The organism is Shewanella sp. 0m-6 (genome assembly GCF_052977325.1).
The window spans coordinates 65,998-92,237 of sequence record NZ_JBRIMD010000004.1 but is presented as its reverse complement, the minus strand read 5'-3'; the positions used below and the strand labels follow the sequence as shown (position 1 = coordinate 92,237).

At 43.9% G+C, this 26,240-nt stretch carries 26 protein-coding genes; 13 read left to right on the top strand and 13 right to left on the bottom strand.

Annotated features, from left to right (window positions below):
• Window positions 1-71: 71 nt before the first annotated feature.
• A complete protein-coding gene (locus ACVBJC_RS04370) occupies window positions 72-353 on the bottom strand; it encodes an ABC-type zinc uptake system zinc chaperone (protein ID WP_447159812.1) in 282 nt (93 codons plus the stop codon).
• A 231-nt stretch (window positions 354-584) separates the two neighbouring features.
• Here ACVBJC_RS04370 and ACVBJC_RS04365 point away from each other — a divergent pair, with 231 nt between their 5' ends.
• Complete coding sequence (locus ACVBJC_RS04365; RefSeq protein ID WP_447159729.1) at window positions 585-710, top strand: hypothetical protein; 126 nt, start codon at window positions 585-587, stop codon at window positions 708-710.
• A 215-nt stretch (window positions 711-925) separates the two neighbouring features.
• On the opposite strand, the gene ACVBJC_RS04360 is transcribed toward ACVBJC_RS04365, so the two are convergent.
• On the bottom strand, window positions 926-1,195 hold the full coding sequence (locus ACVBJC_RS04360; RefSeq protein WP_447159730.1) for a hypothetical protein: 270 nt from the start codon (window positions 1,193-1,195) through the stop codon (window positions 926-928).
• Window positions 1,196-1,440: 245 nt separating this feature from the next.
• On the opposite strand from ACVBJC_RS04360, the gene ACVBJC_RS04355 reads away from it, so the two are divergent.
• Window positions 1,441-3,057 carry a mechanosensitive ion channel family protein gene (locus ACVBJC_RS04355; RefSeq protein WP_447159731.1) on the top strand — a complete coding sequence of 539 codons (1,617 nt, stop codon included), beginning with the start codon at window positions 1,441-1,443 and terminating at the stop codon, window positions 3,055-3,057.
• 71 nt (window positions 3,058-3,128) lie between these two features.
• On the opposite strand, the gene ACVBJC_RS04350 is transcribed toward ACVBJC_RS04355, so the two are convergent.
• The 3 genes from ACVBJC_RS04350 to ACVBJC_RS04340 all read right to left on the bottom strand — a co-directional run bounded on the left by ACVBJC_RS04350 (window position 3,129) and on the right by ACVBJC_RS04340 (window position 6,959).
• A complete protein-coding gene (locus ACVBJC_RS04350; RefSeq protein ID WP_447159732.1) occupies window positions 3,129-4,841 on the bottom strand; it encodes a formate--tetrahydrofolate ligase in 1,713 nt (570 codons plus the stop codon).
• A 259-nt stretch (window positions 4,842-5,100) separates the two neighbouring features.
• The gene (locus ACVBJC_RS04345; protein WP_447159813.1) at window positions 5,101-5,967 is read right to left on the bottom strand and encodes a MaoC family dehydratase; all 867 of its coding nucleotides are present in this window, start codon (window positions 5,965-5,967) and stop codon (window positions 5,101-5,103) included.
• Window positions 5,968-6,074: 107 nt separating this feature from the next.
• Window positions 6,075-6,959 carry a TraB/GumN family protein gene (locus ACVBJC_RS04340; protein ID WP_447159733.1) on the bottom strand — a complete coding sequence of 295 codons (885 nt, stop codon included), beginning with the start codon at window positions 6,957-6,959 and terminating at the stop codon, window positions 6,075-6,077.
• 45 nt (window positions 6,960-7,004) lie between these two features.
• On the opposite strand from ACVBJC_RS04340, the gene ACVBJC_RS04335 reads away from it, so the two are divergent.
• On the top strand, window positions 7,005-7,316 hold the full coding sequence (locus ACVBJC_RS04335) for a prephenate dehydrogenase (protein WP_447159734.1): 312 nt from the start codon (window positions 7,005-7,007) through the stop codon (window positions 7,314-7,316).
• A 152-nt stretch (window positions 7,317-7,468) separates the two neighbouring features.
• On the top strand, window positions 7,469-9,211 hold the full coding sequence (locus tag ACVBJC_RS04330; protein WP_447159735.1) for an EAL domain-containing protein: 1,743 nt from the start codon (window positions 7,469-7,471) through the stop codon (window positions 9,209-9,211).
• Between the two features lie 71 nt (window positions 9,212-9,282).
• Here the strand turns inward: ACVBJC_RS04330 and ACVBJC_RS04325 are convergent, their stop codons facing one another.
• Window positions 9,283-9,807, bottom strand: coding sequence for a DUF3016 domain-containing protein (locus ACVBJC_RS04325; protein WP_447159736.1), 525 nt, complete (start codon window positions 9,805-9,807; stop codon window positions 9,283-9,285).
• Window positions 9,808-10,084: 277 nt separating this feature from the next.
• Between ACVBJC_RS04325 and ACVBJC_RS04320 the strand changes: the two genes are divergently transcribed.
• Complete coding sequence (locus tag ACVBJC_RS04320) at window positions 10,085-10,387, top strand: hypothetical protein (RefSeq protein ID WP_447159737.1); 303 nt, start codon at window positions 10,085-10,087, stop codon at window positions 10,385-10,387.
• 402 nt (window positions 10,388-10,789) lie between these two features.
• A complete protein-coding gene (locus ACVBJC_RS04315) occupies window positions 10,790-11,098 on the top strand; it encodes a hypothetical protein (RefSeq protein ID WP_447159738.1) in 309 nt (102 codons plus the stop codon).
• An 82-nt stretch (window positions 11,099-11,180) separates the two neighbouring features.
• Here the strand turns inward: ACVBJC_RS04315 and ACVBJC_RS04310 are convergent, their stop codons facing one another.
• Window positions 11,181-11,690: a DUF4240 domain-containing protein gene (locus ACVBJC_RS04310; protein WP_447159739.1), complete on the bottom strand. Its 510-nt coding sequence runs from the start codon at window positions 11,688-11,690 to the stop codon at window positions 11,181-11,183.
• A gap of 178 nt (window positions 11,691-11,868) precedes the next feature.
• On the opposite strand from ACVBJC_RS04310, the gene ACVBJC_RS04305 reads away from it, so the two are divergent.
• The 5 genes from ACVBJC_RS04305 (at window position 11,869) to ACVBJC_RS04285 (ending at window position 15,032) form a co-directional block, all read left to right on the top strand.
• On the top strand, window positions 11,869-12,261 hold the full coding sequence (locus tag ACVBJC_RS04305) for a hypothetical protein (protein WP_447159740.1): 393 nt from the start codon (window positions 11,869-11,871) through the stop codon (window positions 12,259-12,261).
• Between the two features lie 120 nt (window positions 12,262-12,381).
• Entirely contained in the window at window positions 12,382-13,179 is a 798-nt protein-coding gene (locus tag ACVBJC_RS04300) for a response regulator (protein ID WP_447159741.1), read from the top strand.
• Window positions 13,180-13,315: 136 nt separating this feature from the next.
• Window positions 13,316-13,588, top strand: a complete 273-nt coding sequence (locus ACVBJC_RS04295) for an HU family DNA-binding protein (protein WP_447159742.1) — start codon at window positions 13,316-13,318, stop codon at window positions 13,586-13,588.
• A gap of 241 nt (window positions 13,589-13,829) precedes the next feature.
• A complete protein-coding gene (locus ACVBJC_RS04290) occupies window positions 13,830-14,522 on the top strand; it encodes a TorF family putative porin (protein WP_447159743.1) in 693 nt (230 codons plus the stop codon).
• A gap of 330 nt (window positions 14,523-14,852) precedes the next feature.
• Complete coding sequence (locus ACVBJC_RS04285) at window positions 14,853-15,032, top strand: PA3496 family putative envelope integrity protein (RefSeq protein ID WP_447159744.1); 180 nt, start codon at window positions 14,853-14,855, stop codon at window positions 15,030-15,032.
• A 78-nt stretch (window positions 15,033-15,110) separates the two neighbouring features.
• Here the strand turns inward: ACVBJC_RS04285 and ACVBJC_RS04280 are convergent, their stop codons facing one another.
• The 6 genes from ACVBJC_RS04280 to pmbA all read right to left on the bottom strand — a co-directional run bounded on the left by ACVBJC_RS04280 (window position 15,111) and on the right by pmbA (window position 22,442).
• Window positions 15,111-16,490 carry an alanine/glycine:cation symporter family protein gene (locus ACVBJC_RS04280; RefSeq protein ID WP_447159745.1) on the bottom strand — a complete coding sequence of 460 codons (1,380 nt, stop codon included), beginning with the start codon at window positions 16,488-16,490 and terminating at the stop codon, window positions 15,111-15,113.
• A 314-nt stretch (window positions 16,491-16,804) separates the two neighbouring features.
• Window positions 16,805-18,022, bottom strand: a complete 1,218-nt coding sequence (arsJ, locus tag ACVBJC_RS04275) for an organoarsenical effux MFS transporter ArsJ (RefSeq protein WP_447159746.1) — start codon at window positions 18,020-18,022, stop codon at window positions 16,805-16,807.
• A gap of 228 nt (window positions 18,023-18,250) precedes the next feature.
• Window positions 18,251-19,261: an ArsJ-associated glyceraldehyde-3-phosphate dehydrogenase gene (locus ACVBJC_RS04270; RefSeq protein WP_447159747.1), complete on the bottom strand. Its 1,011-nt coding sequence runs from the start codon at window positions 19,259-19,261 to the stop codon at window positions 18,251-18,253.
• A 178-nt stretch (window positions 19,262-19,439) separates the two neighbouring features.
• Window positions 19,440-20,483: an ACR3 family arsenite efflux transporter gene (gene arsB / locus ACVBJC_RS04265; protein ID WP_447159748.1), complete on the bottom strand. Its 1,044-nt coding sequence runs from the start codon at window positions 20,481-20,483 to the stop codon at window positions 19,440-19,442.
• A 58-nt stretch (window positions 20,484-20,541) separates the two neighbouring features.
• Window positions 20,542-20,886, bottom strand: coding sequence for a metalloregulator ArsR/SmtB family transcription factor (locus ACVBJC_RS04260; RefSeq protein ID WP_447159814.1), 345 nt, complete (start codon window positions 20,884-20,886; stop codon window positions 20,542-20,544).
• A gap of 215 nt (window positions 20,887-21,101) precedes the next feature.
• A complete protein-coding gene (gene pmbA / locus ACVBJC_RS04255) occupies window positions 21,102-22,442 on the bottom strand; it encodes a metalloprotease PmbA (RefSeq protein WP_447159749.1) in 1,341 nt (446 codons plus the stop codon).
• Between the two features lie 217 nt (window positions 22,443-22,659).
• Between pmbA and yjgA the strand changes: the two genes are divergently transcribed.
• Complete coding sequence (yjgA, locus tag ACVBJC_RS04250) at window positions 22,660-23,202, top strand: ribosome biogenesis factor YjgA (RefSeq protein ID WP_447159750.1); 543 nt, start codon at window positions 22,660-22,662, stop codon at window positions 23,200-23,202.
• A gap of 187 nt (window positions 23,203-23,389) precedes the next feature.
• The gene (locus tag ACVBJC_RS04245) at window positions 23,390-25,927 is read left to right on the top strand and encodes a hypothetical protein (protein WP_447159751.1); all 2,538 of its coding nucleotides are present in this window, start codon (window positions 23,390-23,392) and stop codon (window positions 25,925-25,927) included.
• Window positions 25,928-26,240: the final 313 nt, after the last annotated feature.

Sequence of the window (26,240 nt, the reverse complement as noted above, 5' to 3'; positions counted from 1 at the left end):
TCCGAAATACAGCTAAGCCTTCCCTGTGGGAATACTTTAAAAAATTCTTAGTTATTGTTTGGTATGAAGAATTACGCTGAAGCTGGAGGGGCGCGGCTATTAAAGAAACTCACATGACGTGAGTATGAAGGTGGCAGGATGTACTCTTGGCTTTCAATTCCCTGACGCTCAATAGCAAGCTTAAGTTCACAACTGGGCAGCAGGTTATTGACCTGGTGTTGGTGATAACACAGAGTACAATGGTTTTTAGCGCCATCGTCCAAATGACTCAGACTATGAGCGGACGCCGCAAACGACAGACACAGGAATACGGCAACAAGCCCTATTACCAGTTTCTGCTTTACGCTACTCATTCGAATCACAGTGTTAACCTTATGTGTTAAAACGTGACCAAGTTTATTGCGCTGACAGTTGAAGTCAAGTATTGATGCAGGCAAAGCGTTAAAAAGTGTTTGTGAGGCAGATCACATTGGCTTGAATGCTAATTAATACTGACTTAAGCTCTAACAACTAATATTGCTAGCGTGAAATGGTATCCATAGTGATATTTAACAAGATTTGACCCATTAAAAGGCGCAACTATCATGCTTGAAGTTCTTCGCTCAAACCTAAAATTGATCATCATGACTACGCTATTTTTTGTCGCAATACTTGGCGGGATTTACTACGTAGAAGCTGCGTTAGAAGCGCAAGTTCAGGTTGTTGACTAACTAAGTTATCGACTAAGCAATTTATTTAGTCACGGCTCAGTAACACTCTGGTGGCCAAATACCATCGGAGTGTATCGGTTCTGTCGAGAATCTAGGATATCGTTGAAACGTTTATCGTAAACAGTCTTAACAAGCGCTCGCCCAGGTTTATCTCTGCGATAAACCTTTTGCAGTCACTCATCAAAAACGTCTTTTGCACAACTCGTGCGGCGGGATTAGCGATACTTTTTAAGATGCTCGCTATTATCCACCAGCTCAACTTCGGGCGCTTCAATGACTTTCAGATTATCCATTAGATGAGTCACTAACATCACCATGATGGAAAAAATAGCGAGCGGAATACCAAACGAGCGAATATCGCTATCAAAATAGCTCCACACAAATAGCCCAACCCCAGCATAAAAGCTAACGATTTTGACCCAAGATAAAACAACACTTTTACCTAACCAAGCCTGACAAAACGGACATTGGATCTCGGTGCTCAACCCTTTGCCTCTTTGGTTTTCAATTTTATCTATCGCAAATGATTTTGAACAATGGGCGCATATCACTAAGCTTATCTCTCTTTAGCTGCATATTGGCGCAGTTTTCGCCTAATATTAAGGTGCAGAAGTTTAGCAGATTTAGCCGTGTATTCGCTATCATGCTTATCACTATCACAATAACAAATCGACAGTTTTCCAAAGGCGTAATATTATTACCAGATCCTGGGAACTAACGGACATACCAAATGCATAAAATGCTCCCCAAAATTTTGATGCTTGTTTTGTGTTTTTGCTCATTTGTAGTAAATGCGCAAAATACTGAATTAACTAACAATCTAAATAAACTCCAAAGCTTAATCGACAGCGATGTAAATGCACTGCCTCATGCTAAGGGCGAAATTAAGACATTTCTTGAATATCGTATTGGACGCAATGCCAGCTTGTTGCAAGAAACGTTACAAGAACAGATGGATAAGACGGAGCCTGATCTTCCGTATCTAAAGCCTTATATTGTTAAGCAACTTGCTTTTACTGATGCAGTTGAAGCTTATTTTGCCAAACAAAAAGCGACGCTCATGAGTGAAGTGGGTAGCAAGGGTGATCGAGAGGTCATGCTCGATCTAATGCAGATCCAGCGCGAGCAAGACAAGTTATTTAGTTCAGAAAGTGAACTGCTGACTTGGGCAAAAGCCGTAGGCATTAATGTTGATGAAAAAACGAAAGTGTTTATCTCGACGTTAATCACTCGTGCCGATGACTTAAACAGTTTTGTTTACTACAACCAAGAACGCCTAAACCAAGCCGTTGCAGATGTGCAAATTGCTGGAGCTGATGTTAGCGCAGAGCAAAAGTCTTTGGTCGTTGAGTTAAAAGAACGCCTAGATCAAAGCTCTACTAGCCTTTCAACCACGATTGGCCTATTGGATCATCTAGGCCAAGATACTGCACTTTACAAGCAAACTCTGTTTAGCGTATCGGGTGACATCACTCAAGACGTGTTGAACTTTGATGTTGCGAGTAACTTGTTAACTGAATGGATGACGATTGCAAAAACTCAAGCCATGGAAAATGGTGCGGGGATCATGTTTAAACTGATCATTTTCTGCTTAATCCTTATCCTGTCGAGCCTAGTCGGCAAAATAGTTAAGCGTGTAGTAGAAAAAGCCGTCAGCAACTCAAAGCTTAAATTCAGCATGCTACTGCAAGACTTCTTTATCTCTCTTTCCGGTAAAGTGGTATTTGCGCTTGGTTTACTGATTGCCTTATCGCAACTTGGGTTCGAGCTTGCGCCACTGCTTGCTGGTTTCGGTATCGCTGGTGTGATTATCGGTTTTGCTCTGCAAGATACCCTATCAAACTTCGCTTCTGGGATGATGATTTTGATTTACCGCCCATTCGATGTGGGTGATCTGATCAATGCCGGTGGTGTTACTGGCCGTGTAAGCCACATGAGCTTGGTATCGACTACGATTAAGACCTTAGATAACCAAAGACTTATCGTTCCAAACAATAAGATCTGGGGTGACACCATCAACAACATCACCGTTGAGCATCAACGCCGTGTTGATCTGACTTTTGGTATTGGTTATGGCGATGATATTGAGCATGCTGAAAAAGTGTTACGCGATATCGTAATGGCGCATCCTTTAGTATTAAAAGATCCAGAGCCTACGATTAAACTGCACACGCTTGGCGAGTCTTCAGTCGACTTTATTGTTCGTCCTTGGACTAAGCCAGAAGATTACTGGGATGTTTACTGGGATATTACTCGTACCGTTAAAATGCGCTTTGACGCTGAAGGTATTAGCATTCCGTTCCCGCAGCGCGATGTACATATTTATCAAACAGCTGTAGAAAAATAAGCTACAAAGATAAAATGAAAAAAGCCCCGACAACCTAAGTTGTCGGGGCTTTTTTCATTTTATAATCGCCCTTAAGCCAGACCAATGATCTCACCAGCATCATTAATATCGACATTAAGGTAACCCGGCTTAACCCCAAGACCCGGCATGGTCATCACTTGTCCGACTAATGCCGTAACAAAACCCGCTCCGGCATTCAGCCTTAGCTCGGTGATTGGCAATTCAAACCCTGTTGGGATCCCTTTAATATTAGGGTCATGACTTATCGACATCGGTGTTTTAGCCACGCAGATAGGTAAACCAGCATAGTCATGCTTAGTTAGCCAGTTTAGCTGCGATCTCGCTTTATCCGATAACGTCACACTCGATGCGCCGTATCCGACCTCAGCTAAGGTCATCAACTTAGCCTCTAAACTTGTATCACTTTGATAAAGTAGCTTAAAGTCTGACGGTGTTTGTGTGGCGCGGTACACCATATCAGCGAGTTTGCTTGCGCCTTCTGCGCCTTTGCCAAAGGCTTCACTGATCTCGCTACCAAAAGCCTTAGTTTGCTTAATACGCTGGCTCAGCCATTCAAGTTCCTCGTCGGTATCCGTTGGAAAGCGATTAATCGCCACCACAACTGGCACGCCATACTGGCTAACGTTATTGATATGCCATTCTAGATTAGCAAAACCGGCTTGTAGTCGCTCCATATCTGGCTGGTTGATATCGATATCTGACTCGATACCGCTGTTAGCCTTAAGTGCTTTAAGCGTCACGACAACAACCGACGCACTTGGTGCATAACCAGACTCTCTGACTTTAATATTACTGAACTTTTCAAAGCCCATATCGGAGCCAAAGCCCGCTTCGGTGACGACAACATCAGCCAACTTGGCCGCAATCGTATCGGCAATAATCGAAGAGTTACCATGGGCGATATTGGCAAAAGGACCCGCATGAATAAAGCAAGGATCGCCAGATAAGGTTTGCATCAAAGTCGGCTCAATCGCATCAATCATAATCACCGTCATTGCACCAGCAACACCTAAGTTCTCTGCGGTAATCGGCTCACCTTGAGTGTTAAGTGCTAATACTAAACGGCCAATACGCTGTCGAAGATCTTTTAGATCTTGGCTTAACGCCAAGATAGCCATCAGCTCTGATGCCGCTGTAATATCAAATCCAGACTCATGCACTGGGCCATTCATCGCGCCATAGCCTACTTTTATCTGTCGTAGGCTACGCTCATTGTGATCCACCACTCGGCGCCAGAGGATATTATCCGCATCGATATTGAGCGCCGGTAAGCCTGACTCTTTAGTAAAGTCAGCGGCGCCTAAACGAGTTTCATGGAATAAACGCGCATCGATTGCTGCCGCAGCTAAGTTATGGGCGCTACTCACGGCATGGATATCACCGGTCAAGTGCAGGTTCAATTCTTCCATAGGTACGACTTGTGCAAAACCGCCACCTGCAGCGCCACCTTTAGTACCAAAAACCGGTCCCATGCTCGGCTGACGAATACAGGCACAAGCTTTAACACCATTGAGATTCATCGCTTGAGTGAGGCCAATTGTGGTCACGGTTTTACCTTCCCCAAAAGGTGTAGGCGTAACGGCTGTTACAATCACTAACTTGGCATTGGGTTTATCAGCTAACCTTTTAGCTACGGACAAGGAAACTTTAGCTTTGTTAACGCCACAAGGGGAAAACTCATCTGGGTTCAGTCCGAGATCGTTTGCGATCTTGGTGATGGGTAAACAGGTATGTTGGCTTGAAATTTCAATATCTGACTGCATGCTTATGGCTCCACAATCTATTATTATGTAGGGTAATTACCGCTGCAATATAGGTGATCTCTGATAGCTAGAAAATAACAATCCGATGTTATTTTAGCTTTTTGTAATCTACGTCAACAAACTGGTCATTTTTTTGTCGATTTAACGTTCAACTTTACAATATAAGGCTTTTTTATAATGCCAAAAATACCGTGTTTACATTAGATTTTAGCAACAAAAAAGGCGCTTTCAGCGCCTTTAATTATTCAACAATAAACGATTATAAAAAGGTAATTTCACCGCTTAAATGGGGACGACGGCCTTTTTGATCTCTCAATTCAAATACCGTTTTATCGTCCTGCTCCTCAGCTGAAAAGCTCACATTGCTTGGCATAAATAACGGTAGCTTAAATGCCACATCAATCTGGCAGGCGCGATCGCCAATATTAGGCATTAACTGTGCAATACAGCGCCCTTTTGACCACATGCCATGAGCCAATACACGATCAAAACCAAAGCGTTTAGACATCACGGGATGTAAGTGGATCAAATTATAGTCACCAGAGGCTTTAGCATAGCGACGACCTAAGTCTTCGGCTAAGCTCCAGCTTATTGGCTCTTGCCAAGTCATATCATTGGCTTTAGGTGGACGAATTCGCTTCGCCTTACCTTCGATGCGGTATAGATAAGTCGACAATGATTCCCAAACTAGCTCACTACCTACATACGCTTTAGAAACTAACTCGAACTCAAGGCCTGAGTCAGTCATACAACTCGTGGTTAACGCGCATTGAATTTCGAACTTTTCATCTACGCGAGCACTACGGTGCACAGTGATGCTGTTTTTTAAATGGATCATGCCAAGCAGTGGGAAGGTGATCGCTTCATGGGTAAAAATCACCGCATGTAATCGAAATGCCATCACATACAGATAGGTCGGCGGTAGCGTTTTACCGTCAAAATCAAAGCCACATACTTTCGCATATTGGACTACTTTATCTGGCGAAATCGATACATTCGGGCTCGTCACCTTGACCATCGGCAATGGCTGCTGGTCCCAACCGGGCTTGCGTCCAAAAAATATTTTGCGATAAAGGGTGAATAGCGAAGGCAACGCCTTTAAATCGATACAGTATTCTTTATTCAAACCGATAGAACCTTTTGCAGTAACACAGTGAGCCAAAACAAGCGGCTTATTATACATCAAAACTCCCAAACCCGATAATCGCCCTAACCGACCGGATTCGATACACCTTAGCTACAGGTTTGTTGCCAACAGTTTTTAGCCTTAACACCCAAAGGGAGCAAGTAAGATTGAACACTTTTTTGTCCTACTAAATGTCCGGCACCGACGATGACAAATAGTGGCTGTAATGTATTGGGCGATTGCATCAAGTCAACAATTCCCTGAGCCATCGTTTTATTGCGATCCCAGAGCATCTTCTCAACCATTTGCGTTTCACCGTCACGCAGCATCTCACCTTCCATGAGATCGGCAAGCTCTGTTTCATCGCCGCTACGCCACGCTGAAATTAATTTGAGCATATCAGAATCGGGAGCTTCAATAGCCTCTCTGACCATATTCCACTGCGTATCAGCGTCAAAAGAGGATAGCAGTTCAAATTGAAACTCCGTACTTTCTAACTCATAGACGGGTCGATTTCCAGCCTGACTCACTAACACCGAATCCACGCCATAAAGACCGCTATAGCCAAGTGCGGTATAACGCCCAATACTAAGCTGCATAGACTGTAACCAGGGGGCATAGTTTTCAATCGCGGTACAAAATTGCTGCTTATCTTGGCAATACTGAGTCAATACCTTCTCGGTCTGTGCATCTATCGGTATTTTCTCAGAGCCATATTTAGCCAACAATGCTGGCACATTCGCATCTCTCACATCGGCCTCGACAACTAGCGCCGCCGACTTTTGAAACGCCTGCTCAACTTGCTTTGCTAGTGGGAAAAAGCTCTGCTGGCCAATATGGATAGAGCCTAGAAGATAAGCGGTTTTACCTTGATAAGATATTTGATAAAACGGCGGTTTATCATCCGGTGCAGCTTGAATTGTTACTGACACAAATAACAGACTAAGCCCCAGTAGTGAGAATAAACGTCTAGCGACACTTGTTGCTATCATGCTTGCCCCTTATAATTCAGCAAAATTTAAAATTGAGAGGCTGTTATGCCACACACACAGGTTATCGAGCAACTAAAAGCCAGTTTGCAAACCGCCTACCGCCAAGCCATTGATGCAGATGCTAGACTGGACGAACTGAAAAAATCCGGTCACGTAAAGTTTGATGCCATCTTTAGTGAATCAGAAGGATTTACAACCACAAGCAACCGTTTCACGCCATATGTGCAAGAACTTGCTGCCGATATGGAAGGGTTTATTCAAGAGCCAGAGACGCTTGCAAAGGCGTTAGAAAGCTATATCCCAAAACTTGGCTTACTACTGCAAACCATGCTGGCGTTTAAATCAAACGCAAAATAGTTTATCTGCCCGCTTGTTATTAGGAGAGGGTGTTTTTTAGTGCTTGATTTAGCTTAAAAACAGCCTCTACTACTCCGCCCCAACGACCTGTCATATCAATGTAATACCTATGTCATAGACTCTTTCTTATAATCCATATTTGGCTGGGAAAGATGTCTGCAATTGATCTACAACATGAACTATCAAAGATCATCGATAATGAAAAAATTAAAGCGGTCTTTCAGCCCATATGCAATATAACGACTCACCAAATTCACGGCTTTGAAGCCTTAAGCCGAGGACCTGAGCATAGTCCACTATTTTCACCGGTTCCATTATTTAAGACCGCTGCCTACGAAGGACGTCTCTCAGAACTCGAAAGTTTATGCCGACGAATTTCCATTCAACAATTTAAACATACTCAACTTCCCGGCAAACTATTTTTAAATATTTCTCCTAAAGCACTTTTAGAGCCTAACCACGCCAAAGGCCTCACTCTGAGCCTAGTACAGGAATTAGGCTTACACCCATCCCAGGTGGTGATAGAGCTTTCAGAGCAGTATCCTGCCGATGATATCGATCTGTTAAAGTCCTGCTTAAACCACTATCGAAGCCAGGGGTTTCTGACTGCGATTGATGATCTAGGAGCAGGCTATTCAGGTTTAAGGCTATGGTCCGAACTGGCTCCAGATTATGTAAAAATTGATCGGCATTTTATTGAGTCGATAGACACCTCATCAGTAAAACAGGAGTTTGTTCGCTCCATCATCTCCCTTTGTCAAAATCTTAGTTGTAAGGTGATAGCCGAGGGGATAGAAACCCAATCAGAGTTAGCAGTGCTAAAGCAGCTAGGGATTGTTTATTGTCAGGGATTTTTACTCGGCAGACCAGAACCAACCCCCAACTGCCATATTCCATTTAGCCCCTCTATCGAACCCGTAATCCCCAGAGTGCGTTTTGCTGAATCGGCAGAAAGCCTGTCTAGCAAGGCTATAACCTGCCAGTTCGATAACAAACTCAAGCTAATTGGTGAGACATTTAACCAGTACTCAAACCTACAAGCCATCGTTGTGATGCGCGGCGAACAAGTGATTGGCATGGTACAAAGAAGTCAGGTAATCGAGCTGTTCAGCACTCCTTACGGACGGGCATTGCACGAACATAGAGCTGTAGATGAAGTGCTCACAACCGAGCTCATTAGTATTCAAGCCGAAATGCCCATTTCTCAAGTCAGCCAACGGCTGACTATGGAGTCGACCGATTTAGTGGTCCAGCAATTTATTATTCTCAAGCAAGGTAAGCTCTTAGGTATCGGCCATACCAAAGAGCTGTTAGCTAAAATCACTGAGCAAAAAATTGCAATCGCAAGGCATGCGAACCCACTAACCGGGTTACCTGGCAATATTCCGATCCAAGAAGAACTGCGAAGACTACGACTACAAAAAAAACGTTTTTATCTCGCCTACTTTGACCTGTCTCACTTTAAACCTTACAACGATATCTATGGCTTTTGTCGTGGTGATGAAGTGATTATGGAGGTTTCTCGGTTACTTTTATGCCAGCAAACAAGCAGTAACTTTATCGGCCACATAGGGGGCGATGACTTTGTGATAATCAGCACTTGTGTTGATATAGAGCGTCAGGCTAAAGAAATTATTGACGAGTTCGATACCGTAAAATCTTCTTTTTATTCAAAGCGACATTGGCAAGATAAGCAGATGCTGGCTGAAGATAGAAATGGTGTTCAGTGCTATCATGGGCTGATCTCACTCACGGCGGGTATACTTCCCCCCTCAATCACCTTTGGCTGCAATGAGCATCAACTGTCTCTTTACAGCGCTCAAGCAAAAAAACAGGCGAAGCAAGCTGAAAGCTCACTTAGCCTATTTACACAAGAAGCGGCAATGAGTTCGTAATACTGGCAGTTCACACTTAGCCGCAAAACTGCTTAACCAATTGAAATTTAATATTTTAATAATAAAACGCGTTAAAGGTTAGGCTTTACCGTTTTTTTAAGCCAGGAGGCTAACATTGTGTTTTCGTAGCGATAGGGCTTGTCATTCCTAGCATTAACCGAATACATAAAGTTCATATCTGTTAGCTTCTCGTCACCCGCCATAATCACTTTATCATCTTGTAGAATTTTGTAGCTGAAGGTAATACGTGGTGGATAGATATTTTTTACCACCCGAAGGTCGTGAGTAGTCGCGCCAAATGTGGGCCTAACGTCACCAGCTAAATCGAGATCGGTAACAACCATCTCTAGTTTCTGTTCAGGCTTGAGAACCTTCACCGCTTCCTTGTTTAAGCTTTTAGTCAGTTGTTCGAAGGTGCGTTTTTCAAAACGAGATTGAATTTCTCCGCTCGATCTTATGTCTCTAAAGCTGTTGGGATCTTGCCACTCAATTTTGACAACACCATCTTCAGTTATAGGGTTTTCAATCGCTTCATCTGCGGCCCAAGCAGAGCTAGATGCAAGTATCCCCGCGATCAGTATATGTTTAACCTTCATATGTGCCTCCACAGTCGAGCGTGACTGGATGATTAATAAGTAAACTATACAATGTAGCACCTGTACCTAAGCTTAATTCTGCACTTTACCGTTACCACGATAATATTAGTAGACAATGCGATAAGCCACTTTGTTGCGTTAATTGCAGTGTTCCCCTATTAAAGCATCATTTATCAGCTTATGATTTGCTTTGTTTGGCACAGCTCATAAGCTACAAAGACTAAGTATTAAGCTATTACAGTGCAATTACTACCAACCAGTTATTGGAAACGAGTCCATGCAGAAGTTCACTCCAATTTTGTTTGTCATAATATTATTTGCCGGCCTAGCTGCAGCCATTTTTAGTATCAACCAATCCGAGACATCAGAGTCTGAAACATGGTCAGCTTTTATCTATAAAAATGGATACAACTCTGGTAAATATGACAAGAAAGATGACTTTGACAGCTATCCAAGCTGTAAAGCATACGCTCAGCAAGCATCTGATAAACTGGGCGGTGTAGCCTGGGAGTGCGGCTTAAACTGTCGTTTTGATTCAATGCGTCAAGGCTTTCATTGTGAAACGATGACAAATGAATAGTATGTAATCCTGACGAATGAATAAAAGGTAATCCTTATTATCGAAGACTTTTAAACCTTGTTCTTCAATAAGTTCACTAAGACTTGCTTCTCAATAAGATCACTAGGATCACTAAGACCACTATCATTAGCCGTCTGACACACCTCCCCTTCTGCAAAACAACCTCCAGGCCTTAACTCGCACCTGAATTAGCACCTAGATTAGCAACTTAACATGTAAAAGCCGGTAGTTCGTTTTTTGTTCAGCCTGTGTACATGTTGCATTCGCTAACATACGTATCAAGTTAACACGCACCACAGAGGAATACTCGCAAGCTTGCCACTAATGCTAATAAGAGCAAATGTGCAGCTAAGAGCAAACGGTTCCTAAATTGGGTCATCTATTTAATTGTTTGGAGTCACTATGAACTATTCGAATATTACCAACATTCCGTTTTCTGGCCGCATGGCATTTATCGCTGCAATATTGATCTCTTTCAGCTTCATCGGCCAAGCCAGCGCAGAGGAGTTTACTGCCAAAGAGAAAGCAGCGATCGCAGGCCACTATGAAATCTTAGACCAACATCAAGCTAAGTCAGATCAAGCATTAGAGTCTAAGTTACAATCTGAGTTTGATGAGCAGGTGCAGGAGTCTGAACAGGAGTTTATGGAGTTAACTTGCACAGCTTACGGACTAGACTTCGACAGTGAAACTGAAGTTTGCTACGAGTAATAGCAATCGGTATTAGATTGAATCCCCAATAAAAACGAGGCCATGCCTCGTTTTTATTGCTGTTAGCGCCGACGAGATTGCTTTAGAAAGGAAATGCGGCACTCAATAGTGGATAAGCAGCCTTAAGCTGTTTTTTCTTATGAGAAAATTTCTTACCTGCTGGGTTAGCCTGGCCCGATGGCACATAAGGTAGCTCGTCATCGCTACGATCTTCATAAAGCTGGCCAGCAATAAGATCGTATTCATCGAGGAAAGGATAGGCAGAGCCATCTTTTTCAGGCCAAAGCGTTAGAGAGCCTAACGCATCAGGCGACTCAATCACTTTGTCGTACCAGTCTTTACCTAATGAAATTAAGAAGCAACGAAACTCAGCAAAGGCATACTCAGAATCACAGCCGGTAATAATATAAGCCGCGCCCCACACTGACCAAGAGTATGAACGACGCATCTGTTGACCAAATATCTTGTCAAAGTCACGCAACTCTTCATTCGTTAACGGGCTCAGCTTTTGCTTAAGCGCTTCTGCAAGTTCAGTTTGCTCTTGTTGTGGTGATGTTCGGGTGACTAATTCCCAAAACTCAGACTCTGTCATCGGATTCTCTAAAATTGTACGCTGTGATAGTCGCTATTCTATCGCATTACTCGCCATCTTAGCTAAACAATATCATTCATCGACTTGGCCAATTAACAACGCGCTGTAGACGCGGACAGCGGTTTTTCTTAAACTTCGAGCAACAAACCTATAAAAATATAACGGCTTGAAATATCCCATGACCAAACCTCACCCATTATTAGCCATTTTAATGTTTTTCTACGCTCTACTCGCAGTTGCCGCGCTCTGGCGAACCTTTACCACCCAAGCCTTCGATCTATTAACTTTAGGTGTTTTTCCTGTGCTTTATGGCTTAATCATGCGCCAATTTTGGGCCGGTGTGGTACTTAAAATCTACCTAGCCATTCAAACCGTTGCCTTACTTGCATTAGCAACCGCTGCCGTTATCGCCTACCAAATTACCCCTGAGGATGTAAAAGTCGTATATAACGGCCAGAATATTCCTATTATTGGCATCGTCATTGCTGCAATCATCGCTATGACATTCCAATACTGGGTCGCTTTTAGTGCAAAGACACGACAATACTTAAAGCCCAACCTTGTGAGTTAACAGCGCAATGACGAACAAGATCTCAGACTAAGCCAAGCACACAGCCTGTTACTTACTTGATAAGCAACAATGCTTAACGTACGTTAACGCCATAATAGCAATAAGATCGGTAATAAATTTATGAGTCATTTACAGCCCAGCGAACTATCAATCTTGCTGGTTGAGCCTTCAGATACCCAAAGAAAAATTATCAGCCAGCGCTTAATGCAAGAAGGTGTTAGCAACATACAAACAGCCACCACGCTTGCTGAAGCTCTGCATATTATCAACCGTCACCAGCCAGATCTTGTCGCCAGTGCCATGCACTTTGAAGACGGAACCGCTTTAGAATTACTGCAGCAACTTAAAGCATCGGTTCACTTTAACGAAATCCAATTTATGTTGGTTTCAAGTGAGTGTCGACGCGAGCAGTTAGAACACTATCGTCAATCGGGGGTCGTTGCGATATTGCCTAAACCTTTTTCTAGCGAACATTTAGGTAAGGCGCTCAATGCCACCATCGATCTACTAACTCATGATGAATTAGATTTAACTCATTTTGATGTACAAGATCTGCGAGTGTTAGTGGTCGATGACAGTAAAATGGCCCGTAATATTATTAAGCGTACTATTACCAATCTCGGCTTAAGGATGATCACTGAGGCCCAAGATGGCCAAGAAGCTATTGAGCTGATGCAACAGCAGATGTTTGATTTAGTGATTACCGATTACAACATGCCCAGCGTAGATGGTTTAGCCCTGACTCAGTTTATTCGTAACGACAGCCAACAATCCCATATTCCGATTTTAATGGTGTCATCTGAAGCGAATGAAACTCATTTAAGTAACGTGTCTCAAGCCGGAGTGAATGCGCTTTGCGACAAACCTTTTGAGCCCAATGTCGTCAAACAGATCCTTTATCAGCTGCTTGAAGAGTAAAAAACTGAGAAATTGCCCCTATTTTTGACTTTAATGCTTATTTCATGGGGTTAAAGCGCTTTTCAAATGCAAATGCTTGTGGCATGTTACATAACGCTACTAACAAATAAATCTACGGAAAGAAGAGACTATTCAAATGAATAAGACTGAACTTGTTGCAAAAATGGCTGAATCTGCAGAACTAACTAAAGCTGAAGCCGCTCGCGCCTTAAAATCTTTTGAAGAAACTGTTGCAGAAGCAATGAAGAATGGAGAGAAAATCTCTATCGTTGGTTTTGGCTCTTTTGAAACGACAGAACGCGCAGCGCGTACTGGCCGTAACCCACAGACAGGTAAAGAGATCCAAATCCCAGCAGCTACAGTTCCGAAGTTCAAAGCTGGTAAGACGCTTAAAGATAGCGTTAACTAAATCACTGTTTCCGCAGTTGATAACTAAACCTCCTTACGGGGGTTTTTTTATGCCTGTATCATTGCTCCCTCCTCTGCCCTATCACGGTGCTACCTGCCCCAGTTTGATTCAATCTAACTATCAGCATCGGAACCCACATATTTAACCAACTGTTTTAAATGACTAAAAACTTTGGCTTAGACTTTGCTAAATAAATTGTGAGCATAAAAAACACAATAATGTTTCTGCAAAGGGGAATAGAATGAACAAGTTACTAATTAACAGCACCGCAATCCTTCTTACATCACTACTGAGCACCACTGCACATGCCGCGGTGGAGGCCAATATAGGCGCCACTTCCAACTACCTATGGCGCGGTGTAACACAAACAGATGATGCTGTAGCCGTGCAAGGTGGAATCGATTACAGCCACGATTCAGGCTTCTATGCAGGTACTTGGGCATCGAATGTCGATTTTGGCGATGAGACGAGCTATGAAGTTGATTTTTATGCAGGCTTTGCGGGGACCATCGGCGATGAATTTGAGTATGACTTAAGCTACCTCTATTACGCTTACCCTGATGCCGATGCCAGTATAGACTTAGGCGAAATAACCGCAGCGGTGAGCTGGAGATGGATAGCCGTGAGTTACTCTCACTTAGTCAATGCTGGCAACGATGTAACCGCCGCAGATCTTGATAATACCGACATGGGTTACATTCAAACGACCCTGACTTATCCACTATCAGATACGCTATCGATCTCCGCTCATTATGGCTACTCTACAGGCGATGTCGTCACCGCTTGGTTTGACACTAACAACTATGCCGACTATTCCATTGCGCTGAGTAAAGATACCGATTTGGGCAGTGTCTCTTTTACTGTCAGTGACACAGATCTTAAAAATGACGACGCCAAGGTTTTACTCGGTTACAGCTACAGTTTTGCTCTATAACTCACTGCAATAAAGGCCATTTACTCATTAATTAAGAGTAAATGGCCAATAATGCGTAACCCCACAAGTGTTGCTTAATTTCATTAAGTAGCTAAAAACCATTCAAAATAATAAAAAAACAACTATAAATGTAATTTTGTTACATAGATCGCATATTTTTAAATCACACCCTGCTAAATTCCAAATTAAGCACTTACTAATAGGTTTAATCAAGTAAGCCAATGAGTGCAGACATTGTTTAGTTATTAACCCGATGGTATCGAGAGTATTCCCTTTTAACGCTATGCAAGCGATTCGGAACAATGGATACCTAGCTAAGAGGAATTCGTGATGGCTCAGACTATTGATTTTGTGCCCAACGATGTAGAGATGGAGGCGTATACAACGCCTAAAAATCAGCAAGCCGCTGACGAGTTAGCGCACAAAAAAGAGGTAAAAAAACGCCTCGAAGCCTACCTTGAAAGAGCGCAATTAAAACGTGATTTAAGTGAAGATGACTTTTGGGCATAGGCTTAAAATCATGTGATAAAAAAAGCTCCTGAGATATTCTCCAGGAGCTTTTTTAGTTTTTAAGCGCTCAATGAGCGACTATTTCGCTTTTTGTGATTCCAAATCAGTCTCACGCTTCTTCAGAAAATACTCTCTAGTTAACGCAAATACCACAGGGCTTAGCAGTGCTAAGGCAATCAAGTTAGGGATCGCCATCATAGCGTTGAGCGTATCAGCAAGTAGCCAGATAAACTCCAGTGAACTCACCGCACCTAATGGCACTACTAAGGTCCAAACAATTCTAAATGGCTTAATCGCTTTCACACCAAATAGGAACTGCACACACTTCTCACAGTAAAAGCTCCAACCTAAGATGGTCGTAAATGCAAATACCGTTAGTGCAATCGCCACCACATAGTTTCCAAGCGGGAATGCATGAGAAAAGGCAAACGAGGTCAACGCCGCGCCGTTTTCACCTGAGGTCCAAGCGCCCGATACGATAATGGCCAAACCCGTAATGCTACAGACAATCAAGGTATCAATAAATGTACCTAGCATCGCCACTAAACCTTGAGCAACTGGATTATTAGTTTGCGCCGCCGCATGCGCGATAGGCGCACTACCTAGACCAGCCTCATTGGAGAACACACCACGAGCAACACCAAAGCGAATCGCGGCCCAAACTGCTGCGCCGGCAAAGCCGCCTTGAGCCGCCACGGGGTTAAATGCGCTGTATAAAATCAACTCAATGGCTGCTGGGATCTCTGCGGCATAGACCACCAATACAGCAATACCTGCGGCAATATAAAATACTGTCATCATTGGTACTAATTTGCCTGCAACATCAGCAATGCGCTTAATGCCACCCATTAACACCGCACCAACCAATACCATAAGCACAACGCCGGTAACCCAATTAGGCACACCAAAGTTACTGCTAAGCGCATCGGCAACTGAATTAGCCTGCACAGTATTACCAATACCAAAACCTGCTAGCGAGCCAAACAGTGCAAAAGCAGTACCTAACCAGGCCCACTTCGAACCTAGACCATTTTTAATGTAATACATTGGGCCACCAACGTGGTTACCATTGTCATCCACTTCACGGTATTTAACCGCTAATACAGCTTCGGCAAACTTTGTTGCCATACCGACCAACGCCGTACACCACATCCAAAATAGTGCACCGGGTCCACCAATAAAAATCGCGGTGGCAACACCTGCAATATTACCTGTACCTATGGTGGCCGACAGAGAGGTCATTAAGGCATTAAAAGGGCTAATTTCCCCCTTCATGTTTTTATCTTTGTCAGGGATACGACCCGACCACAATAATTTAAAACCTGTGCCTAATTTTAGGATAGGCATCAAGCGCAAACCCACCGTTAAGAACAAGCCCACTCCCAGAATCATAACCAACATTGGTGTCCCCCAGACCACGCCGTTGACCATGCCTACAAAATCAGTAATAGCTTCCATTCAAACCTCGTCGATACAGAGAATTTATCGTTATTATTTATATTTATACTTATATTTATACTTATATTTAAAATCATGTATTTAGGGCTTTTTGATCTGTCATTTTTTATCTTGAATTAGATTAGCAAGATCAAAAGGTCCTAATAAAGCGAACGCTCACACCCAAAAGATAAAAACACTCAAACTTTCAAACAGAGTACAACGAATTGTTAACCTTTGGAAAGGCTGAAAAATAAACTAACGAGGTTTGCCGTAGCGCACAACGGCGCTACGACAATAATCGATTGTGGTCATTACTAGCTGTAGGAAGGCCTTTATCTAAGCTGTATTCGAGGTAATTTAAAGGAAATAACAAAGGTCACAAACAGCATGGCCGCCGAAATAAACAAGCAAGCAGACAACCCAGCCTCTTGATACACCCAACCCGATAGAATCGTGCCCAGTAACCTTCCAAGCGCATTAGCCATATAATAAAAGCCAATATCAAGCGATACACCATCATCGCTTGCATAGCTCACAATCAAGTAACTGTGCAGTGAAGAGTTGATGGCAAAGACGCCACCAAACACCATTAAGCCAGCAATAAGCGCGATTTGAGGGGCTACCCAGTCAGTAAAGAGCAGCACCGCGAGCACCAAGGTGACTAAGGTTAGTAACCCCGCCCAACGCGTGGCAACCTGTCCATCTGGCGTCGCCTTTCTTGCCGTTAAAGATGGCGCAATAGATTGAACCATGCCATAGCCAATAACCCACAGCGCAAGAAAAGCACCAACGCTACTGTGCTCCCAACCCAGTTGGCTGGCAAGAAACACAGGTAATGCAATCACAAACCACACGTCTCTAGCGGCGAACAGAAACAGCCGCGCGGCGGAAAGAATATTAACGCTCTCGCTCTTAGAAAATATCTGGGTAAATTTAGGCTTAGATTTCGCTTTGCCTAAATCAGCTTTCAATCTAACTATACTGCCAAGCCAAACGACACAAAGAGCCGCTGCCATAATGGCTATCGCCCCCGTAAAACCGGTAAGCGATAACAATAGCCCGCCAAGAAAAAAGCCAGCCCCTTTCAGGGCATTCTTAGAGCCTGTCAGCATCGCCACCCAACGATAAAGCTTATCTTCAGCATCTTTAGGCACTAAGGTTTTTATCGCACTCTTAGCACTCATCTTATTCAGATCTTTAGCGATCCCTGACAGCGCCTGCGCCGCCATCACCCAAGGCACTGTGAGCATCGCTGCTGGCAGCAATAACATACCTAGCGCGACAATTTGCAAACCTAAACCGATATTCATGGTGCGATTCAGCCCAAGCCTCGCCCCTAGCCAGCCGCCGACAAGGTTAGTGATCACACCAAAGATTTCATAAAACAGGAACAGCATAGCAATCGCCAACGGCGTGTAACCTAGGTCATAAAAGTGCAGCACCACCAACATACGCAAGGCACCATCGGTAAGGGTAAATGCCCAGTAGTTACCGGTGACCAATAGATATTGCTTAATGCTATCTGGCAAAGAACGATATTTAGCTAACACGCTTACCACCTTTAAAAAAGGAACTAGGATACGAGGACGTGGCTGCGCCACTACTAGAACGCTGCGCTGCTAGGAAAGCAAAGGCAAAAACTAAAACAGCAGGCTGACTCAGACTATCACCGTCTTAGCTTAAACCATCGCAGCTCTGCCCGGCTTTTCCTGCTTTTCCTAGAACCTAGAAGCGAAGCGCCCTACTTTTCCTAGCACCTAGCACCTAGCACCTTCTATTTAAGCCTGATCCGCTCGTCCGACCATAATCGCAAGCTCGGCGGTGCGATTGGCATAGCCCCACTCATTGTCATACCAGACATACAGTTTTACCTGAGTACCGTTAACGACCATAGTCGATGGTGCATCAATAATGCTTGAACGAGGGTCAGTTTTATAATCCACAGACACAAGTGGACGCTCTTCGTATCCTAATATACCTTTAAGCTCACCCTCTGCTGCCTCGCGTAATAACTGATTCACCTCAGCTTCTGTCGTATCGCGGTTTAACTCAAAGACACAGTCAGTTAGCGATGCATTAGCTAACGGTACGCGCACTGCATGGCCGTTAAGCTTTCCTTTAAGCTCAGGGAAGATATGGGTAATTGCCGTGGCGCTGCCAGTGGTGGTTGGAATAAGGCTTAAACCACAGGCTCGGGCACGACGCAGATCTTTATGGGGTGCATCCAAGATCGTTTGAGTATTAGTAATGTCATGAATCGTTGTCATTGAGCCATGCTTGATGCCTATTTTTTCATGGAGCACTTTGACTACTGGCGCTAAGCAGTTAGTGGTACACGACGCTGCAGTCACGATAGGGTGAATATCTTTATCATAAAGATCATGGTTCACACCCATTACCACATTCAATACACCTTCTTCTTTCACTGGCGCCGTCACAACCACTCTTTTAACACCTTGATCTAGATAAGCTTGCAATAACGCCTTGGTTTTCATCACCCCAGAGGCTTCAATAACCACATCACAGCCTGACCAGTCAGTATCAGCAATGGCTTTGTTACGTGTCGTTGCAATGCGACGTTCACCAATGTTAATAATGTCGCCATCAGCGGTGGCCTCTTCAGACCAACGACCATGTACAGAATCGAACGTTAACAAGTGCGCTAAGGTCGTGGCATCACCTGCAGGGTCGTTAATGTGTACAAACTCAACATTGCTATTATTCCAAGCCGATCTCAGTGCTAAACGCCCCATTCTACCGAAGCCGTTGATACCTATTTTGATTGTCATAGTCGTTTCTTAACCTGTTATTGAATGGTGTAAGGTATAGATCTTGTTCAAATTCTTGCGCGACTTTGCTCTTGCCTAACTTAATTGAGCTAGCCCAGAACTAGAATATTTTATTAAATTCTATCTATCTATCTTGGCAATATCACTCGAGCCTATCAATAGGCCCCATAACCCAAATTTACCTTGATGGCTCTGCAGCCTCATCATCAGCAAATAGGTGACGACTGCGATTAGCAATTGCCACGAGCGATAACATCACGGGTACTTCAACCAACACCCCGACAACTGTCGCAAGCGCGGCGCCCGAGTGCAGGCCAAACAGCGAGATGGCCACTGCAACTGCTAGCTCAAAAAAGTTAGAGGTGGCAATCATGCATGCTGGCGCAGCTATCTTATGGGTAAGCTTCATTTTTTTTGCCGCATAAAACGCAATAAAAAAGATGCCATAAGTCTGAATTAATAATGGTATCGCAATAAGTACAATGTTTTGAGGCTGGGCAATTATGGTTTCAGCTTGAAAACCAAACAGTAAAACAACGGTTGCCAGCAAGCCCACCATAGACCACGGCTTTAATGTCGCCACAAAGGTATTGAGCTTAGTGTCATCACCCTTTTGCTGCAGAAAATGCCTTGTTATAGCACCAGCCACTAAAGGCAAGACGACGTATAAACCCACAGAAGATAACAGTGTCGCCCAGGGGACTTGGATATCGCTCACCCCAAGTAGCAGCGCCGTAATCGGTGCAAATGCGACCACCATAATGAGATCGTTTACCGACACTTGCACTAAGGTGTAGTTAGGATCGCCTTTAGTCAGTTGACTCCACACGAATACCATAGCTGTACATGGTGCTACGCCTAGCAAGATCATACCTGCGATATATTCATTCGCAGTCTGAGGGTCAACCCAATCAACAAAAAACACCTTAAAGAATAACCAGCCCAATGCCGCCATAGTGAACGGCTTAATCAGCCAGTTGATCACCAGTGTCAGTACCAGACCTTTAGGGCTTTTACCTACATCTTTCACGGCAGAGAAATCGATTTGCACCATCATCGGGTAGATCATTACCCAAATAAGGACTGCTATCACTAAGTTGACATGGGCATACTCAAGCCCTGCAACCACAGCAAAGGTATCAGGGGTTAAATTACCAAGAAAAACACCCGCTAAAATAGCCAGCCCCACCCAAACACTTAAATAACGTTCAAAAATACCCATAATATTTGACCTAATAATAAAATTCTTACCCATACCAAGCTAAGTCAGTATTTGATGGTTAACAGCAGTTTTTAACTCTTTCTGGACGGTCACCCATCTGCATAAGATTGGCTAGATTACTGCCTATTAGCTCGGCCTGATCCTTAGCCAAAGTGTGTAATATGTCGTTAGCCCATGTTGGTAGTTCAGGGTTAATACAATAGAAAATCCACTGCCCCTGGCGCCTATCAACTAACAAACCCAGTTTACGTAACTGTGCTAAGTGTCGTGAGATCTTAGGCTGGATCTCATCAAGTGCGGTCATTAACTCACAAACACACAGCTCGGTTTCCGCTTGGATCAGCAGCAAGCTACGCAGTCTTGTGTCATCGGCCAACGCCTTAAAAAACTGTAAAGGTGTCATCATCATGTCTCTAATCAGCGGTTATGCACGAAACACCGTACATATGGAAAATAATATATATGTTTTTTCATATATTCAAGTTTTCATTTTTTATTTGAAATAAAAACAGCCATAAAAAAAGGCTTCCTATTGGAAACCTTTTTTGTGAGTCGATTGCAGCTAAGCCTAATACCGCAAGTAACGATAAGTATATTAGGCGTTAGGTATATGGGGTATTAGTTACCCGCGATCTTCATCTTATCCATTAAGATCCCGCCAGTGCGGATCGATGAGCGCAGATCTCTGTCTTTAGCCACTGCGACGATATTCTGGTACATATCTTTAAGGTTACCCGCAATGGTGATCTCTTCTACTGGGTACAGAATAACGCCGTTCTCAACATAGAAACCTGCCGCACCACGAGAGTAATCACCCGTAACGGTATTCACCCCTTGGCCCATCACTTCAGTCACGATAAGACCAGTGCCCATCTCTTTAACCAACTGGTCAAAAGTTTGCCCTGTGGTTGATAAGGTCCAGTTATAGATACCGCCCGCATGGCCAGTATTGGTCAACCCAAGCTTTCGCGCCGAGTAACTGGTTAATAGGTAGGTTGCTAAGCGCCCATTGTCGATAATATCGCGCGCCTGAGTGGCAACGCCTTCACTATCGTATGCCGAGCTTGCTAAAGCACCGACCATTAATGGGTCTTCATGAATGCTAAACCAATCTGGGAACACTTGTGTATCGATAGCGTCTAGCAGGAAGCTCGACTTACGGTATAAGCTGCCACCACTGATAGCGCCAACTAAGTGCCCCATCAAGCCTGTAGCTATTTCAGGTGAAAACAGCACCGGAAGCTGAGTGGTTGCGATTTTACGTCCACCTAATCGGCCAGCCGTTTTTTCAGCCGCTTTCTTACCGATAATTTCTGGTGCCGTCATCTCGCTAAATTTGCGAGCGACGGTATAGTCATAGTCGCGCTGCATACTGCCTTCAAGCTCACCAATAGCTACACAACTTAGGCTGTAACGTGAGCTGCAATAACCATGCAAAAATCCATGGCTATTGCCATACACTTTAACGCTAGAGTGGGCATTTGCACTCGCACCATCAGACGTTTTCACTCGCTTATCGGTGTCTAATGCCGCTTCTTCGGCTAATACCGCAAGGCGAGTTAACTCCTCTGGAGAGATATCTTCTGGGTGGTACAGATCAAGATCGGGGAACCGAGTCGCCATTAATGACTTTTCAGCCAAACCATTAAATGGATCAGCAGAGGTAAAGCGAGCAATATCATCAGCCGCTTTCACCGCTCGCTGAATCGCAGCTTGACTTAAATCTGAAGTCGATGAGCTACCCTTGCATCCATCTCTAAAAACGGTAATGCCCAGAGCGCCATCTTTATTAAACTCAACGGTTTCAACTTCTTTCATTCGCGTTGAAACAGACAAACCTTGTTGCTTACTGATCGCAACTTCTGCACCAGAAGTGCCTAATGTTTTTGCATATTCCAGCGCCATCGAAACGGCATCTTTCAAGGAATCCAATTCAATATCAATGCTAGGTGAAGACACAGATCTACTCTTTATTTGTCGGCAATAGCGATAGCATAACAAACCCAAAACCCAATCACATTAAATAATCCTGCCATGTGAGGCTCAATCGCTCGCTTCTCAAGAATAAAAATATCGACTAAATGAACTAAGAAAGGTCTACAGCCTCAAAAATAGGAAAGGAAATAAGCAAGTTTAGATGTTATTATTAGCACAGAATTTGTAAGAGATTGTAGATATGAAGATTGTCGGTGACTCAGAACACTTCCACCAGCCCTATGACAAAGATGAGAACTACGAAAGTAGAGCGGACGCTAAACGCGAAATCGCTATCTATCAAGAATATGGCAATAGATTAGTTGCACTTAGTAAGACCCAAGTACAGAAGCTAAATCTTGATGAAACGCTTTATGATAATATTTTGAAAGCCAAAACAATCAAAATTAATACCGAAGCGCACCGTCGTCACATTCAGTACATTGGTAAACTAATGCGTTATGTTGATCTCGAAGAGTTAGATGTCGCGATTAAGAACGTGCTGAACCAAAACAGCAACGAAAGTGCTAAAACCAATATGGCTGATAAGACGCGTGATCAGCTACTCGCTGAAGGCGACTCAGCGGTACAAGCCTTAATTGAGCAGCACCCTGAATTTGATAGACAAAAACTTCGTCAGTACATTCGTCAGACTAAAAAAGAGCTAACGAAAAACCCTGATATTGAAGCGTCAAAGACAGCGAAAGAATTAAGTAAATATTTACGTAACGAGATCAAAGATTAATCGTTACATATATAGACATCATCGCTATATAGCTACACAATAGCTCCCTTAGTATTAACCATACTTAGGGAGCTTTTTTATGGGGCTATTTTTAGGCTTATACTGCAGAGCGCGCCTTTGATTGGTTAATATAAGTTACCCATCGGTACTATATTCAGCAAAAATTTGTAGCAAAAGGAATATGCAAATGCGCCTGACCGCAAAACTGGCTACCCTCCCTCTGTCTTTAATGTGTCTTTCTTTACTCGGTGGCTGTAATGGTGCATCGGATGACAATAGTGATACCGACAATGGTGGTACCTACAGCCTCTCTCTAAGTTATAAGACCGTTGTTGATGGCGCCTGTGCCGAGCCAACCAATTCATTGAGTTTTGCCGCTAATAGCGCTTTTTGCGCCGTTGCGCATCTTAAGCAAGATAATCGCGACCGTAGTGGCCAGCTCATCTCTTTCTCAGCAACCTTTGGCGAGCTTTCTGTTACCAACAAGCTAACTAACTCCAATGGACAAGCCGAAATCATCGTCAGTAACTCCGCAGGTGCAGAAGGCGCGGGAACATTAACCGCAAGCTTCACTGAAGGTGAAAGCAGCGCCAACGCCAACCGCAACTTTGAGTTCACTTCGACAACTGCGCCATCAGAGCCTAAATTCAGCCTAAATAGCGCCATTATCAACGGCACTGCCGTTGTGACCCAGTTTAAGGCGGGTGAAACCGTACAACTGCAAGCTACATTCATCAATGAGCAGGGCCAAGGAGTCGCTGGTAAGTTAGCTAGCTTTACCGCAGGCAGCGCCAGTCTTAATCCAAGCTCTGCCCTCACGAAAGAAAATGGTATTGCCCAAGTCAGCTACACCCCCAGTGACACAGAACTTGGCGCCGCCAACTTATCTGTAACCTTAGATGATGACGGTAAAACTTATCAAAGCTCAGGTCTGTATGAAGTACTAGCAAAAGATGCGGTCAGTGAAGACGGTATTATCGTTATCGGTCACTTCTCAGCAGGCGGGAGCACATTTACAGAAAATGAACTCGCCACGACCCTGCCACTTGAAGCAGGTAAGTATATTGTTAGTGCCGGCGGTACATTTGGGGTGACTGCTGATGTAGCGACCAAAAACGATGATGGCACCTACACCCGGTTGCAAACACCCACCAGCGTCAGCTTTAGCTCTAGCTGCGTACTCAGTAACGATGCCAGTATCGACTCACCCGTCACCACTTTATCGGGCGCTGCCAGCTCAACGTTCCAAAACACGAGCTGTAGCGGCAATAGCCAGCGTAACGACCAAATTATCGCATCAGTTGTTGCGGGTAACCAAACCCTAACAGCAGAGCTCGATTTTTCACTGGAAAGCCAAACCTTAGCTAATTTGAGCTTTATCTCTGCTGAGCCGACATCAATTCGCATTAAAGGTGCTGGCGGCACTGGTTCGAGTGAATCATCACTTATCACCTTTAAAGTGGCTGATGCTAATGGCCAACCTATTGCCCAGCAAAACGTGGATTTCTCGCTAGATACCACAGTTGGCAATATTACGTTCGCTAATGATAGTAATACCACCAGCAATACCAGTAACTCAGCCGGTCTGGTTAGCGCTACTGTACTGTCTGGCACCATGCCGACACCTGTGCGTGTGCTAGCTACAGCTAAAAACAGCGATGACGGTTCTGTAACGACACAATCTGAGCAGCTCACCATCAATACCGGTTTACCACAGCAGTTAGGCTTTAGTTTATCAAGCAGCATACTTAATCCAGAAGCGGGTGATCACAATGGTGAGACAGCCTCTATTACGGCTTACGCATCAGACAGCTTTGGTAACCCAGCGCCGAATGACACCACCATTAACTTTACAGCCGAAGGTGGTCAAATTGAGCCAAGCTGCGTAACAGTAAATGGCAGTTGTAGCGTTGAATGGACGTCAACTAGCCCACGCGTACCCGATCATCGCATCACAGTGCTGGCTTATGCCTTAGGTCATGAAACCTTTTTCGATACTAACGGTAATAATATCTTTGATAATGATGATGGTAACGCCGTAGCACTAGCGTGCTTAAATGCGAATGGCGATGCAGTTGCTTGTTCAGGAAACGGTATGGATATTGAAACCTACCACCCTCAAGGGTTTAGCGATTTAGGTGATGCATTCCGTGATGATAATGAAGATGGTGAATGGGATGCTAAAGGTATCAATCCAGCTGAACCCTACTTTAATACGGCATCAAAAGACGAATACCAACCTGCCGACAAAGTATTCAACGGTCCACAATGTACTGGTAGTAAATGCGGTGAAAATCAAGCCAATAAAACCTATATCCGCAAAGCATTAGTGATGACCATGTCTGGCTCTACTGCGCATTTTGAAATAACCCAAGATGGAGTTGTTATCTACACCAGTGGTCAACAAGCCCTGACTCCAACAGCAATTCCAGCTGGCGCAACATCAACATTTGCAGTGCGCTTCTTCGATAGCGCGAATCAAATTATGCCATTTGGCACCACTCTGACGACTACGGCCAGTGAAGGTGAATTAGATGCTTCAAACTATGAAGTCCCCAACACCAATAGCATTGGTGGCACTACAACCAGCTTCACTCTGACCAATGATATCGATCCTGCAAGCACAGGCGAAGCCGCCAAGAGCAGCTCTATTTCTATCGATGTAGAAACTCCTAAAGCAGTAAAGTCAGGCATATCATTAACTGTTGAGTTAAGCGGCACCTAAAAACCAGCCACTTTCAACACACAAATAAAAAGCCCGCTGTAACTTAAGTTACAGCGGGCTTTTTATTTACCAGTAGTTCGTCGATTCTATCAACTAATTGCAATTTAATTAAATACACGATGAATCTTACAGTCCAATGAAGATCAGCTTGGTATTGAGGGAGTAAGTCTCTGCAGCATAAATGCTACGGTTAAGCCCTCATTGATGAGTTCACGGCGTCTTGCGGAGTCAATATCAAGATGAGCCGTTAATTAATGCGATGCTAATAATCAGAATTAACATCGCATCCAAATTAACAGCGTACTCAAATTAA